8 protein-coding genes are annotated in these 15,754 nt (G+C 36.4%); 7 read left to right on the forward strand and 1 reads right to left on the reverse strand.

Annotated elements, in window-relative coordinates:
• Window positions 1–425: 425 nt before the first annotated feature.
• Entirely contained in the window at window positions 426–1,493 is a 1,068-nt protein-coding gene (locus VB264_RS15465) for a phosphatidylinositol-specific phospholipase C1-like protein (RefSeq protein ID WP_323250703.1), read from the reverse strand.
• A 391-nt stretch (window positions 1,494–1,884) separates the two neighbouring features.
• Between VB264_RS15465 and VB264_RS15470 the strand changes: the two genes are divergently transcribed.
• The 7 genes from VB264_RS15470 (at window position 1,885) to VB264_RS15500 (ending at window position 15,672) form a co-directional block, all read left to right on the forward strand.
• A complete protein-coding gene (locus tag VB264_RS15470) occupies window positions 1,885–2,286 on the forward strand; it encodes a nuclear transport factor 2 family protein (RefSeq protein WP_323250704.1) in 402 nt (133 codons plus the stop codon).
• A gap of 11 nt (window positions 2,287–2,297) precedes the next feature.
• On the forward strand, window positions 2,298–2,891 hold the full coding sequence (locus tag VB264_RS15475; RefSeq protein WP_323250705.1) for a GNAT family N-acetyltransferase: 594 nt from the start codon (window positions 2,298–2,300) through the stop codon (window positions 2,889–2,891).
• A gap of 11 nt (window positions 2,892–2,902) precedes the next feature.
• On the forward strand, window positions 2,903–3,814 hold the full coding sequence (locus tag VB264_RS15480) for a carbon-nitrogen hydrolase family protein (protein WP_323250706.1): 912 nt from the start codon (window positions 2,903–2,905) through the stop codon (window positions 3,812–3,814).
• Between the two features lie 20 nt (window positions 3,815–3,834).
• Window positions 3,835–6,819, forward strand: coding sequence for a sensor histidine kinase (locus VB264_RS15485; RefSeq protein WP_323250707.1), 2,985 nt, complete (start codon window positions 3,835–3,837; stop codon window positions 6,817–6,819).
• Window positions 6,820–6,935: 116 nt separating this feature from the next.
• Window positions 6,936–7,568 (forward strand): response regulator transcription factor, encoded by a 633-nt coding sequence (locus tag VB264_RS15490; protein ID WP_323250708.1) that lies wholly within the window; start codon window positions 6,936–6,938, stop codon window positions 7,566–7,568.
• Window positions 7,569–7,694: 126 nt separating this feature from the next.
• Window positions 7,695–9,386 (forward strand): hypothetical protein, encoded by a 1,692-nt coding sequence (locus VB264_RS15495; protein ID WP_323250709.1) that lies wholly within the window; start codon window positions 7,695–7,697, stop codon window positions 9,384–9,386.
• Between the two features lie 49 nt (window positions 9,387–9,435).
• Entirely contained in the window at window positions 9,436–15,672 is a 6,237-nt protein-coding gene (locus VB264_RS15500; RefSeq protein ID WP_323250710.1) for a hypothetical protein, read from the forward strand.
• Window positions 15,673–15,754: the final 82 nt, after the last annotated feature.

The following is a 15,754-nucleotide window of genomic DNA, read 5'->3' on the forward strand; positions in this document are numbered from 1 at the left end:
TTTGTTTCCCATAATGGGTATGACCATTCTTCTTCGTTGTTACACTACCACAATGACTACAGTTCATTTTACCTTTTTTATGACAAAGATAAATAAAGCATTACATTTTTAGGACTACCAAAATTAGAATAAGTATATTAAATTATTTTATAACTTTTTAAAATGGCGGTTTGTTTTACTGTTTTTTGGTCATTAATAACTATTTTTTAAAATTGCGAAATTATAAAAATAATGATATAACCCTTCTGTATGACAACTGGAATTATACTTATTTTAGTATATTTTTTTAGTATAATAATCTACGAATAGATATAGGGTTTAGATAATTAGCATTTGAAGTTTGAGGGTAGAAATAGACTGGCTGTATTGAAGAATTGCGAATTCAAAAATTACTTACTGCACTGAAATTACCTCGTTGTTATTTTTTAGTAAAATAAAGGATTTTTTCTTATAAAGGCATCGTTTTCGAAAGATACTCTATATTCGGATACAAAATGATTACTTTTTAGATAATAATCTGTAGAAATTATCTGAGCACCCGAAAGTTTGGCCGCTTCAAACTGAGAAAAGTCGTTTTTACGCGCTTGAATAGTTTCAGCATCCGCACGCGTTCTGACGATATATCCGCTTTCTACATATTGTTTTATTAATGCTTGATTCTTTTTGGGGTCATTTAAAATTAATATAGCAGCCTCGGGGGTATTGGGTAGTGCATTAACAAACATTATTCTGCCTTTTAATGAAGGATGATGCTCAATGAACATATTTCTTTTTGCTCCTTCTTCGTCTAAAACAAAAATAAATTTGCCACGAGCATTTTTTAGTTTAGGCCAGTTTGATTTTAATACGGCATTTTCTAAAGTTGAGTAATTGCCTTGAATATCAGCTGGTTTGATTAACTTTTCTTCACCCAAATAATGTTTGATGTCACCTTCAAGCGCATCAAAAGTTTTAGCAACGAATTTTTCAGGTATGATAAATCCTGGCTTTTTTATCTCATCATCTTTGGCATTCATCGTGATGAAAATAGGTTCATGCTTAGGGTTTTTCTTTGACCATTCTTTTAATTCAATCAGATAATCTTTGAAAAGAGGATGGTGACTTCTGAAGTCAATATCCTGTACATGAAATACTTTGAAGCCGGGTAATCGCATTTTTTTTTCAGTATCAAAAGGAGGTTGGTTTTTTACTAATTTCAAGCCGAAAGGTTCGGCATATTTTCCGCCTAAAGTATCTGAATAAATATCGATTTCTAAATTTCTTAAACCTAAGTCGAGCTGAGTGGTAATAGGGGGGTGGCTATATTCCAAGCCAGATAAATCGGATTTGTTATTCTCACTGATTAATTTAAAGAGGGTAGAATCAATGGCTACTTTATAACTATTGTGTGAGCCAATTACTTGAATTTTATTAATGGTTAGCTGGTCTAAATTTTTAGTCGAAATAGAAAAACCAAATGCTACTATTACTGCTGCAATCAAAAAAAGTTTCATACGTATTTATACTTTTAAAAGGATATTTTGGGCTTTTGGGAAAATGCAAGTGGGTGAAATTACTTAATAAAAAATCATGTTCTGTTATGAACTATGCTAATTAACTTAATGATATTTATTTTGTAATATTTTAATAATTATTAGCCCATGCTTTATCAGGCTATTTTTATATTACTGCTTTATTTGAATGATAATGTATGGACGCAACATATTCGAGTCTCCGTAAAATGTATTATCATATAATATGCCAAAAAGAACTTTAGGACTAAATTTATTAAAATGAAGATACTCTTAGTTTATATTGAAACATAAATCATGCTTACTTTGTATTATTAATGTATTAATCAGTGTTGATACTTTTAAATAATTATTCATTTAAAAATTATAATTCATGACTTCATTAGAAATCGTCAAACAATATTACGCATGTTTTAACAACAAAGATTGGGCTGGAATGTTGGCTCTTTTACACCCAGACGTTCGCCATGAACCTAACCAAGGTGAGCCAAGAATTGGTATCGAATTGTTTACTGAATTTATGAGACACATGGATGAATCTTACGAGGAAACATTGACTGACATGGTGTTTTTTGATGAACCGAATAACGAACGGGTAGCGGTAGAATTTGTGGTAAATGGAATTTACAAAAAAGGAGAAGAGGGCTTGCCAGAAGCACACAATCAGTCATACATTTTACCAGCAGCAGCATTTTTAGGGGTAAAAGAGGGGAAAATAAGTAGAGTAACAACTTATTATAACCTCCCTTTATGGATTAAATTGGTTTCAGAATAAGTAACTATTCAATGCAGACGATCTCATATATTACCAAAAAAGGCCAAGAAATTAGCACTGTTTTTGAAGATTTAGCACAATTAAGAATCACCGTTTTTCATGATTTTCCTTATCTTTATGAAGGTACGGTAGCCTATGAAATGGAATACCTGAAAATATATTCAGAAGCAGAGAGAGCTTTTTTGTTTGCTGTTTATGACGGCAGTAAAATGGTAGGAGCTACTACGTGTATTCCATTAGCTGACGAGAGCCCAGAAGTACGATTACCTTTTGAAAAAGCTGGTTTTGATATTGATACCATCTTTTATTTTGGAGAAAGTATTCTTTTAAAAGATTATAGAGGACTAGGACTTGGACATCGTTTTTTCCATGAACGAGAAACTTATGCTAGAAGTTTTGGTACGTACAAAACTACTTGCTTTTGTGCCGTAGACCGTGGTGAAAATCATCCTTTACAACCTAAGGATTATCGTTCAAATGATGCTTTTTGGATAAAAAGAGGCTATCGCAAAGAAACTTCATTGCAAAGTACTTTTGAATGGCCAGATATTAATGAAAGTATATCAACGCCCAAAACGATGATTTACTGGAAAAGAGATTTATAAATTAATCAATAATGAACGTAACGATTGCCTCAGCTCAATACCCAATTACTGAACATCTTACTTTTGAAGATTGGCATAAACATACCGAAAACTGGGTTTTAAATGCCGTTCAACAACATGCTCAATTATTACTTTTTCCAGAATATGGTTCTATGGAATTAGTAAGTATTTTCGATAAAACAATTCAAGAAGATATTCAGCAACAAGTATTAGCATTACAAACCTTAAAAGAGGCATTTTGTAAGGTTTTTGCTGAGTTGGCTAATAAATATCAAGTAATTATTGTAGCGCCTAGTTTTCCTGTGCTTGAAAACGATAAGATTTTCAATCGAGCTTTTGTTTTTTCAGCAAGAGGGTTAGTAGGTTTTCAGGATAAGTTTTTTATGACTCGTTTTGAAAATGAAGAATGGGGAATAAATGCTGCCAACCCTAAAAATCTAACCCTTTTTGAAACGGAATGGGGGACTTTTGGTATCCAAATTTGCTATGATGTAGAGTTCGCTTTAGGCTCGCAAATGTTAGCTAAGGCGGGGGCATCTTTAATTTTAGCGCCAAGTTGTACAGAAACTATTCGTGGAGCTACGCGTGTACATATTGGTGCTAGGGCTAGGGCCTTAGAAAATCAGGCTTATACTGTTGTTTCCCAAACAGTTGGTAATGCTCCATGGTCGCCTGCGGTGGATATAAATTATGGTTTCGCAGGATTTTATACAACACCAGACAAAGGTATGCCCGAAGAAGGAATCATAACTACGAATAAGCCACAAGAAATAGGGTGGTTGGTCGAGACGTTAGATTTTTTAGCGATTGAGAAAGTAAGGAGTGATGGACAAGTGTTTAACTTCAAAGATCATCAGCCATTAAAAGCTGGGTTTAAGGACGTTGATATTCAAATTGTTAAGAAAAAAGTGTCGCATATTTAGTGTTATTTAAAGGATACAAGATGTACAGAAAGCAGTTTTTTTGTGGAATTATGTGCTTGTTTATCTATTTGATAAATTCACAAAAAAACTTTGCTCAATTCAATACTCAGGAATTAGAAACTATTTCTACAAAAGATGGTTTGCCAACAAATGAGGTGTATCATTTGGTAAAAGACAAAAAGGGCTTTCTATGGATGGCTACACGAAAAGGCTTGTTTCGCTATGATGGCTATCAGTTTTTAAGTGTTGGTCCAAAAGCCTTTGCTGAAAAAATTAGTGTGCAAGACGATACCCATTTGTTAGTATCATTGTCGTCAACTGGAATTTTTAGAATTAATACAGAAACGCTTACTTCTACTGAAATCGTTTCTCCAAAATGGTCGGACGATAATCCAGATAACGACCATTTTAATAATGTTTTTGTAGATGCTAAAAAAAGGATTTGGTGTGGCGATTTCCATCATGCCAAATTCTTTGATGAAAATACCAAAACGTGGCATTTATTTAAACTGTTTACCAATACAGCGGAAGACGTTACAGCTATACGCATATTTCAGGATGCTCATCAAAAGGTTTGGATTTTGGCATTAAACAAACTCTATTTTTTTGATGAAAAACTACAAAAGCCTGTGCTCTGGCAAGTATTTTCAAAACAAACCATACTGAGAACTCTAGTAGAGGATGAAAAAAAACTCTGGCTGGGGACTTCTCAAAACAAGATTATTGAATACAATCCTATTACAAAAGCCTATATTGAATATGCTGATGGATTGAAAGATGCTGAGGTAAACGATATTCTTTTTTATAAAGAATTGCACGTCCAGAAATGTTTGGTGGCTACCTCGGGTGGGTTATATACTTTTGATAAAGCGATAAAACGTTTTACCCATATTGATAAATTCGATAATATTAAACCTAGGTTTGCCTCTTTATTGTTGGATAATGCTCATCAAAAAATCTGGATTGCTAGTAACGAGGGATTATTGAAATACCATAATGGTAGAAAAAGCTATGAAACCATCCTGATTCCAGCTTCAATAGTGCCATTGCCCGTTACTATTACTACTTTTCTAACCCTCAATCAAGACGAAATATTTTTAGGTTTATCTCATTCTGGCGTATTAAAGTGGAATCAAAAAACTGGAGTTTTTCAAAAAATAGCTTTACCTTATGATGTATCGGTTAACAAACTTACATTGAGTAGAGAAGGAGATTTATTAGTAGCTACCACCAAAGGGGTATATCAATTATCCAAAAATGCTAGCGTATTAAAGGCGATTCTCCCTACTGTATCATCAAATATCAAGGTGCTCTGTTTTGATAAAAATAACCAATTGTGGTTGAGTTCTGAATATCAGCCGATTAAGGTGTTTTCGTATCCCAAGCTGAAAGCCATTCAATTATGGACTGATGCACAGGTTAATCAAGCGTTTTGGTCAAAATGTTTGGTTAATGATATGCTATTGGCTTCTGATGGAAAGGTTTGGCTAGCGTCTTGGTATTCCCCTGGTTTTGGACTTTGTTATTTTGATGAAACAAAACAAAGGTTTACCCAAGTAGCAGCATTAGCCAAGAATTTAAAAAGGCATAATCAATTCATTGGAGACTATTATTTGGCTATCAGTAATCGCAATCATAAAATATATGCCTCGGGCTATGGCGGATTTAATGTGCTGGATAACGATGGAGTTATTCTTTCAGAACTAGAAATCCATAAAACCAAGGAAAACTTCCCAGATGATTTTTTTGCCAAAATTGATGTTGACCGTCAAGGAAGTATTTGGGTCGGTACTTTTGATGGACTGCTTCGGTTTAGTCCAGACCAGAAACAATTTGCTAAATTTATTGAAGAAGATGGTTTAATGAGCAATAACACAACCAATGGTTTTTTGATTGATAATGAAAATCAGTTGTGGGTAGGCCAGAAAAATGGCTTCAATATCTTAAAAGTAAACGAGTTAATACAAAGTGAAATACCCAATGTGTTTTTAAGTACTTGTGAAGTACTAGGTGGAAAAGAAATCCCATTTAACGGAAAAGCCATTTCGTTAGCTCGCAATCAAAATAGCCTTAGTCTTAGTTTTTCGCCACTCAATTTTTCACCAGAAGCTAAAAATCAATTTCGCTATCGGCTAGTAGGCATTAATCAAGACTGGGTGAACAATGGTACCAACAATCGTTTGGTTTTTGTGAATTTACAACCTAACACTTATCAACTAGAGGTCTCTATAGGTACTAATCATGGTGTTTGGAGCAAAAAACCATTTATGATGACCTTTACCATAGAACCTAGTTTTACAGAAACAATATGGTTTAAACTGTTGATTTTTATGCTTTTGGCATTGATTACCTATGCCTTTTACAGATACAGGATTAATCAGCTTCTTAAAATTGAAGAACTCCGAACAGAGATTTCAGCAGATTTACACGATGATGTAGGGGCTACATTAAGTAGTATTTCTATACTTTCAACTTTGATACAGCATCAAGTAAAGGACTCTCCGACAGCTCAGAAATATTTGAATACTATTTTGGAAGATACAGCCTCTCTACAAAATAAATTAGAGGAAATAGTATGGAGTTTACGGTCTGATAGAGATACCATTGGTCAACTAACCGCAAGAATACGAAGAATTGGGGCAGAAATATTTGAAGCAAAGGGCATTAACTATGCGTTTGAAGTAGATGATTCCATAGGGCATTTAAAGCTTTCGATGGATTTTCGTAGAAATTTATTGCTCATCACCAAGGAGGCTGTTAATAATTTAGTGAAGTATTCTGAATGTAAAAATGTACTAATATCAATTCAGAAAGTAAATAGCAATTTAGCACTATTAATAAAAGACGATGGCAAAGGGTTTGAAAATACCAATATTGAAGGCAACGGATTGAGGAATATGAATGCTAGAGCTAGTAAAATGAATGGTAAATTGACCGTTTACTCAATAATTGGTGTCGGGACGGAGGTAAAATTAGTGGTTTCTCTAACCCAAATAGGGGATTGACTTTGCTAGTAATGATAACGAAATTTGTAGAACGATTTAAAATAGTTCTATACCAAAACCATTCATAACCTCAAGTGTGTAAAATACTGACCATTTATTAAACAAAGCCTAAGGAAATGCATCAAGTACTCATTTATGAAGACAATGAAAGATTGAGAAGTTCGCTAGAATTGCTCTTGAAGGGAATGCCTAATATGAATGTAGTAGGAGGTTTTGGGAACTGCGATAAAGTAATAGAACAAGTAGAATTACTAGCACCAACTGTAATTTTGATGGATATAGATATGCCAGGCGAAGGAGGAATTATTGGTGTAGAAAAAGTAAAAAGGCATTTTCCAGAGGTTTATGTATTGATGTTTACAGTTTTTGATGACGACGAAAGGCTAATGGCATGCCTACGTTCGGGGGCAAATGGGTATTTGTTAAAGAAAACGTCTCCAATCCAGATTATTGAAGCCATTGAAAACGTAGCTTCTGGTGGCGCACCCATGACACCCGAAATAGCCCGTAGAGTATTGGAAACGTTTAAGGTAGAACGTAAAATCCCAAGTGATTTAGGATTAACTTCTCGTGAAATGCAAGTGCTAGAGTTGCTCATCAAAGGTCATACCTACAAGATGATAGCTCACGACTATGCTATTTCTGTTGAGACAGTTCGTTCGCATTTAAAAAATATCTACGAAAAAATGCACGTAAACAATGGCAACGAAGCCGTAGCCAAAGCCTTACGAATGCGTCTTTTTGAATAAAAAATAAATAACTTTCACCTAACAACATCATTTTCCTCCCCCAAAAGTGCTATTGATAGCTAAATGCTAATTCTACAATTTTGATGTGTATTGCAGTTGTGAAAACAACGCTTAAACATCAAAGTGATGAAAAAAATATACCTCTTTATTCTTATATTTTTCTTGAATAAGGGTTTCTCGCAAGACCTTAATAACCTGAAAGGGCAGAAGCCTATTTCAGTATCTGGGGGAATTAATGTAAACATTGGTACGTATAATAGCTTAACGGGTGGGCAAACTCGCCTTGATCCTTTTTCATGGACGCTCAGTGCTGCACCAACGCTTAGCCTTTATGGAGTACAGTTACCTTTCTTCTTTTTATTAAATAAACAATCTCGCTCACTTTCTGGTCCATTTCAACAATTTGGTGTAAGTCCTACTTATAAATGGGCTAAACTCCATTTGGGGTATCGAAATGTAATGTTTTCACCATACACTTTGGGCGGTAGGCTTTTCAATGGTGTTGGGGTAGAATTAAATCCTGGCAAACTTCGCTTTGCGATGATTTACGGACAATTTCAAAAAGCAGAATTAGGCTATTTAAGTGGTAATACCACAACCAACCCTAATTTGCCCAATGGACTAACGCCTGCTTATCAACGCAATGGTTATGCCATCAGGCTCGGCGTTGGTACTACACAAAACCATTTTGACCTTACTTTCTTGAAAATTAAAGATGACCAAAGCTCTATAACCTTTCCTGCTGATTTTGGAAAAGTAACCCCTGATGAAAATACAGTAGTAGGTATTTCTCAACAATTTCTATTTTTCAAGCATCTTTTCTGGAAAAGTGATGTTGGTGTAAGCTTATATACGCATGATGTCCGTCGGGAAATGGTAGATCAAAAAGATTTAGAAAAATACGCCTTCATTACCAAAATTGTTGATATCCGAAAAGGTACTTCGCTCGGCTGGGCAGGCGAAACTTCCGTTGGTTTACAGTTCAATAATTTTAGTATTCAAGGGCAATACAAATTGATTTCTGCTGATTATCAGTCGATGGGTGCTTACTTCTTTAACACCGATATGGAAGAATATTCAGGTTCTGCCACTATTTCAGCCCTGAAAGGAACAGTACAATTATCGGGAACTTATGGTGTTCAGAAAGATAATGTCAGTAAGTTGAAAGAATACACCACAACCCGAAATATTGGAGCTGCCAATTTAAATGTGCAATTCTCCAGAACACTTGGTTTATCCGTCAATTATTCAAATTTTGGTACTTCACAAAATGTTCCAAATCAAATTATTGATACCGTTAAGATTTCGCAACTAAACCAAAGCTTAATGATTGCCCCCCGTTGGTTCAAATCTTCCAAAACGGTTTCTCATGCTATAAATGGCGTCTTTTCGTATCAAAATGCCAATGATTTAAATACGATTTCAAAAGTAAGAACCGACTTTAATAATATTTTCAGTTCCCTAACATATAGTTACGGAATGCCTACACGCAAGATGACTTTTACTCCGGGCTTACTCTACATCCGAAACCTCCTACCTATTTATAATACAACATCACTAGGGGTTTCTTTTTCAGCCCAAAGAGGCAGTAAGAAAAATAATTTTAATACTTCACTGTCGGTTAATTATACCCAAAATGCACAAGACCAAGTAAACACGGGTAGTACAATTAATGCTCGTCTAAATGGTACTTATCGACTTACCAAAAAACAACAATTTACGCTCAGTCTTTCTACCATCGTCAATGCTGACAATAAAATAGAACGTAGAAATTTTTCTGAATTATACATGAATGCAGGCTACGGGCTTTCATTTTAGGCGAATCCTTATTTTTCAAATTTGATTGAAATCTGTTAATAATATCAAGATGAAACGAATACTCTTTTACTTATTGCTCGTGTTTTTAGCTTTTCAAAAGATACAAGCACAACAACTAAAAGTAACAGTGCAACTGATACTTGCTCCGCCTTATAGCCCTAGGGTAGTTGATTTTGTGGATAACCCTAATAAACAATCGGCTATTGTAATCATCACTAACAATGGTGAACCTGTAAATACGCCTGTTAAAATTGTTGGTCAAATAACGAACCGTTCTACAGGAGGAAAGATTTTTACTTCTGCTAATTACAAACCCGATGTGCCTATTTTGTTGAATCCTGTTGGGCAACCCATGCAAATAAATTTCGGGCAAGCCAATAGTGGCTTTATTGATGCTAATAATACAGAGGTAGTTGGTTTTGATAAAGCCACTAAAGACCAAATTGTTCTTTCGGGTATTTTTCCGCAGGGTTATTATGATTTTTGCGTGTACGCCGTCCCTTATGACGCTACAGTGCAAAGTTTCCAGAATATTACAGGACAATGCCAAACTATTCCCTTAGCTTTTGTAGAACCACCAAGGCTCACGATGCCGTCTTGTGGTTATAAAATGATTAAACGTGAAAACGTTCCACAACAACAAGTATTTACTTGGTCGCCACCGATTGGTAATATTTCAGGTGGACAAATTCGCTATGATTTTTATTTATTGAAAGTACCTGATGGACAAAATCCAAACGATGCGATGGACAATGCCATTAAATTTAATGTGGGTAATCCATTCACTGAAAAAGACATCATTAGTACGTCTTTGAATTATACACAAGCCGAACCAGAACTAATGGTAGGTAAGTATGTTTGGCGAATAGTGGCAAAAGACCAAAGTGGTGAAGCCGTTTTTCAGAATGATGGACAAAGCCAGATTTGTACTTTTGATGTAGAAGCTCCCCCAGCTATTCCAGCATTGCCACCTCCGCCACGTCAAGCACAGGTTGCTTTAGTAGGGGCAAGTTCATGTAAAGACACGCAACTACCTGATGATAAAACGGCTATATACCCCAACGAAGAACTGGTAGGCAAGAAGCTTAAACTCGGAAAGTTTGATTTATCAATAGATGAAATATCTAAAAAAGGCGATGGATATGATGGAAATGGTAGAGTGTTCTGGAATTCGATTCCGATAAAGGTTGTCTTCACGAATATCAATTTCAATGCAGCTTATCAAATTTTTAGTGGCGATGCCCAAGCCGACAATACTCAATATAATTTCCCTGACCCCAAGGAACTTACTAAAATGAGTACTTGGAAACAACTGGCAAAAGGAGGGCAAGGTTTTGATATTGGCAGTTACGTGGATGCCATCGAAGAGAATTCTATCCAGAAAGTGAATGCTTTGTTGGCCGTGAAGCTTCCTGTGGGTATTCCTACAAAAGCAGGCTTCATAGGTATCAATTATATGCGTTTTAGTGCACATGGAGCTGATATGGGAGCATTGTTCAATATGAAAATGCCTGAAGCTAACCAGTTTTTATCAATGGCCGCAGTAGATGTTTGCATGGTGCCCAACAAAGCCTTTGCTGGTGATGCCAACTTGATTTTGGTAGATGATTTCAAAATTCCGGCTATCCCCTTCAATTTTATTCAAGGAAAATATCCTAATCCTGACGATTCGGGTACTTATGCTAGAATTGCTGGCGATAGTATTCAGCATGTTCATGCCGTAATGGATTTGAACTTTGGAGATTCATTCCTGAAACTTGACGATGGTACAGGGAAAGTAATAGCAGGTGATGTAAAGGCAAGAATGGTAACCGATTTCTTGACTTGGAACGACTGGGTAGCTACTGTAAATATGCCAGCTTTTACGGTAGATGGGTTAAAGGATTTTACTATTAATGGCGTAAATGCTTTTTATGATCATTCCGACAAAAGAAACCCTGTTGATTTCCATGTGCCTGATGAATACAAAGGCGATAGAGGAGCTACTTTCCGTGGATTGTACATGAAAAAAACCGAAGTAAAACTACCTACCAAACTTAAAGGTACTAACGACCAACGTTTGGGTTTTGTTACTAGCGATTTTATCATTGACGATAGCAATGAAGTTACAGCCGTCATTGAACCCAGTAATAAGCCAGTTGTAGATTATTCAACAGGAAAAATTGGCGATTGGGGTTTTTCAATTGACGATTTTAAAATCAAAATAGTACAAAATAGATTCGAGTTGGGCATGATGAAAGGGAAGTTGCAGTTTCCGATAAGCAACGATTACTTGTCGTACTCATGCAATCTTCGCAGTAATCTGGATACTATGCAGTTTGTAATTGAAGCCAAAGAAAATTATGATGTACCCATCATGATGGCGAGAATGAAATTGGATAAAAATTCAAGTTTCTTACTGGAATTTAATGGAAATACGAAAAAGATAGATTTGGATTTAAGTGGTTCGGCAAGTATTGGCTTAACCCAGAAAAGCCCAATAGCTATTCCGTTGGTAAAATTTGAACACTTTAAAGTATCCAATACCAAGATAAAACCAACCATGCAGGGCGAAAAAGAACTGTATTTGGATGAGGGTGAATGGACACTTTTAGGAGGACTGTGGGATAATAAAAAAGATGACAAAAATGCCAATAAACAAGGCGGAGGGCCAGCATTCGATGATGAAAACCTACCTACGTTCACACCTGTGGAAGATGAAAATAAAGCGAACCTAGTAGGTTTCCCGATAGAGTTGACGCCTCCTAAATTTATTTTTAGAGGGATGGATGCCATCGGTTTTGGCTTTGGGGTAAAAGTAAATGTAGGCGGAGGTGATAACACGATTGTGGGTGCTGAAACCAAAGTAGAGATACTTGGAAAACTTAGTTACGTTAATGGTAAAATGACGCCTGCGTTCTCGAAAGTGGCTTTAGAGAAAATCATGATTAAAGGGGCTGTCGGTCCAGCTACAGTAGAAGGTGAACTTCGTCTTTTTGATGAAGATGCTGTTTTCGGAACTGGTTTTATCGGTTCGGCAAAAGTGAAAATTCCTAAAGTAGCCACTGTAAAAGCAACCCTACAATTTGGTAACAAAGGATTTTATTATGGTTATGTAGATGCCAGCGTGTTGCTTACACCAAGTATTGCAGTATTACCACCTTTGATGTGTTCTGGTTTTGGTGGGGGTATTTATTTCAACATGAAAATGAATACGCCATTGGCTAAAACGATTACCAATGTAGTACCAAATGCACAAACTACTAGAGCTGGCACTAGCAATACTGGTATTAATTATGTGCCTATGTTGGGTAGTTACGGTATCAAAGCCAATGTGTACATGAGTTTGGCAGACAAAAAAATGATACTCGCCAATTTGGGTATCGAAGCTAGCATTGCCAATGGTGCTTTTAGCAATTTTACTGCTTCGGGCAAAGCCAAAGTACTTAGTTTAGATGAAGACCCAGATAAAAATGGGCAATGTTTACTAACGGCACAGACTTCGGTAACAATAACACCGAGTAGTTTTGATATGAGTGCCGATGTAGAAGTAGAACCCATCCCTGGTTTTGTTAAAGTAACAGTACCTTTCAGAATGCACTTTGCTGATACTTGGCACGTAAAAGTAGGCGACCCAGCCGAAGGCAAGCAGAAAGTAGCGTTTAAATTACTACAAGTGGGTAGTCCAGAAGATGCCCTTTATGTGTATTTAGGGGCAAAAGCTTACTTTGCCTTTGGCAACGACCTCGGCGGTGTTCCTGCCTTACCACAAGAAGTGCAAACCTTTTTGTTGGGTAAAGAAAACGTAAACGATAATCGGAACGATGTAGTAGAAGCAGCGAAGTCGAAAGGTGATATGCAGTTTAATGACGATGGCGAACCAGTGGGTAATCCGACTAGATTCTCGGTATTAGCAGGAGCTAGACTAGACGGGCATTTAAAAGTAGCCGTTGGACCACTTTCAGCCAATGCCACACTTATTGCAGGTTTTGATGCAGCTTTATCAAAAGGGTTGAAATGTAACGGACAGGAAATTGTGGGGCTTTATGGCTGGTATGCCAATACTCAGATTTATGCCTATGCCAACGGTAATGTATCGGTAGCAGGTAAGGTATTTGGCAAACGCTTTAATGTAAAACTGATGGACTTAACAGCAGGTGCTTTACTATGGGGTGGCTTACCAGAACCCACATGGGGCGAAGGCAGATTGCGTGTAGCGGGCAGTGTATTGGGTGGTTTAGTAAAAGTTGATACCGATTTTGATTTCGATTTCGGTCATAAATGTAAGGCTGTCTTTAGTGGAGACCCACTGGCGGATATTAAGGTGATTTCTGAGTTGAGTCCGAAAAAAGGGGAGAAAGATGTTGATACCAATGGGGACTTACAAGCTGTTTTCAATATGAGTATGGATACTGATTATAGCATTGCATTGCCTGACGGTCAGCCAAGAACCTATTATTTTACCGTTCAAAATTATTCATTGACTAATCAGAAAACGAACGAAAAATACAATGCAATCGGAGCAAAGCAATGGGTGAACAATAACGAACAGTTGATTTTGCCTTTAAATGGACATTTGAAATCAGAAACCAATTATGCCTTTAAAGTACAGGTACGTCTGTGGGAACGTGTGAATAATGGACTTGAAGACCCTTATATAGATGAAACAGGAGTAAGAGAACAACGTTTTGAGGAAGCAGAAAATATTTTTACCTCTGGTAAACAGCCCGATTTTGTACGCTGGGAAGATGTAGCATATACTTGGCCAATGGACGGGCAGAACTACTTCTTGAAAAATCAAACATCTCAAATAGTTATATCTGGCGATATTCCAGACGAGTTATTAACGGGTATCAATATTCCAATTTATGCCAAAAAAGACTATGATTATCAAGCCTATTTTATTCCTGAGAGTGCTGGAGATACCCTTAAAACTGCTATCCAATATCAAGCTCCTACGGCAGGTGCTCAGGGGAAAATACTGGCTAATATTCCAGCTAATTTACAAAACTCAAAAGTGTATCGTTTAGAGTTACACAAGCTTAAAGTTAAACAATATGAAGCCATTAATTTTAGTAATTCAATCAATAGAGACTTTGTAAAAATAGGAACAGGTAATAATGCAACGGCTTACCAAATAAAGTTCAATTCCCTTAAAATACAGAATAAACAAGGCGAATCTACCGATAAAGTAATGTTCTCGCTGGCTTTCAAAACTAGCCAGTTTAATACCTTTCAAGAAAAAATGGCATCGACTACTTTCCAGACCAGTAAGTACGAAGACGAAAACAATCCACAGTCTAACGCCTATCTTTTTATCAAAGCTGTACCGAGTGATGGAGCTGAGAACTTTGAAGATGACGAAATGAAAGAACATAAATTTTCGAGTCGAGGAGCTTTACAATCTGCTTTATTAACAGCGAGTGTTCCAGCGTTTAGTCAAGGAAATACCGAGTTCGATAAGTATGCAAACACTAATATTTATTCAATTCTTACTGAAATCCAATATGGTTATGTTGGGCAAGTAAATCCGAATTACAACAACCTGCGAAATATTGCTTATCAGCCAACCCAAAGCATTGCCATGGGCAGAGCCTTAGCAGTATTTGGGGCTTTAGAACCATATAATGGTAATACTATTAAGGATATTTTAGGAGGCAATAATGCAGGAGTACCTAAGGACGAAAACGGATTAGGGGCTTCTATTGGCAGTGCAAGTAGCAAGATGATGACTATGGATGCTTCTATTTCAAAATCGGTGGTTTCTCAATTGGTGCTTCTGTCGGGTATTTATGGTTTTACCGTTAATGATGCACCAGCAAGACCATATCAATTTACACTAAAAAGTGATTTTCTGGCCTATCACGATTTTATGGCAGTAAGAAGCTTTGGCGAAAAAGTACAACGGGTTAGGAGTATCTATCAGCAATATTTTGGTAATAACTGGAAAACACAAATGGAAAGAAGCAGCAATTCCGAAATTTCATTTGCTAGTAAAACGGTAGGAATCACAGCATCTTACGAAGGGCTTTTGAACAATCCTTCTATTTTCGACCGCTTTGGTAACTATGTAATTGCCGATTATTATAGTTTCAAAAAACGTAAAAACGGGTCTATAGCAAAAGTGAATTTAACCTATCAGCCATATCCTGGAGCAACCAAAGCATTAGTTTCCAAAGATATACAAGTAGGAGCATCCCCAATTTTGATGGCACCCGTTTATAATCAAGCCATACCGGCGAGCGTACCTAATGCAAGAGCATCAAGCTATTTTGTAAATGTTAGTTGTTTTAATTGTGATAGGTAGAGCTGCAAGCTTTAAACTGTATTCTTTCTATTAGGGTGCGACTTTAGTCGCACCCTAATGAAAATTTGAAAAACCATTTATC

Origin of the sequence: Arcicella aquatica, from assembly GCF_034928825.1 — a bacterium.
In the GTDB taxonomy this organism is placed as follows: Bacteria; Bacteroidota; Bacteroidia; order Cytophagales; family Spirosomataceae; genus Arcicella; species Arcicella aquatica.

What these genes read in the sequence shown, in the direction of transcription:
- VB264_RS15485 (WP_323250707.1), top strand. Translation starts at nt 3,835, where the DNA reads ATGTACAGAAAGCAGTTTTTTTGTGGAATTATGTGCTTGTTTATCTAT.
- VB264_RS15500 (WP_323250710.1), top strand. Translation starts at nt 9,436, where the DNA reads ATGAAACGAATACTCTTTTACTTATTGCTCGTGTTTTTAGCTTTTCAA.
- VB264_RS15480 (WP_323250706.1), top strand. Translation starts at nt 2,903, where the DNA reads ATGAACGTAACGATTGCCTCAGCTCAATACCCAATTACTGAACATCTT.
- VB264_RS15470 (WP_323250704.1), top strand. Translation starts at nt 1,885, where the DNA reads ATGACTTCATTAGAAATCGTCAAACAATATTACGCATGTTTTAACAAC.
- VB264_RS15475 (WP_323250705.1), top strand. Translation starts at nt 2,298, where the DNA reads ATGCAGACGATCTCATATATTACCAAAAAAGGCCAAGAAATTAGCACT.
- VB264_RS15490 (WP_323250708.1), top strand. Translation starts at nt 6,936, where the DNA reads ATGCATCAAGTACTCATTTATGAAGACAATGAAAGATTGAGAAGTTCG.
- VB264_RS15465 (WP_323250703.1), bottom strand. Translation starts at nt 1,493, where the DNA reads ATGAAACTTTTTTTGATTGCAGCAGTAATAGTAGCATTTGGTTTTTCT.
- VB264_RS15495 (WP_323250709.1), top strand. Translation starts at nt 7,695, where the DNA reads ATGAAAAAAATATACCTCTTTATTCTTATATTTTTCTTGAATAAGGGT.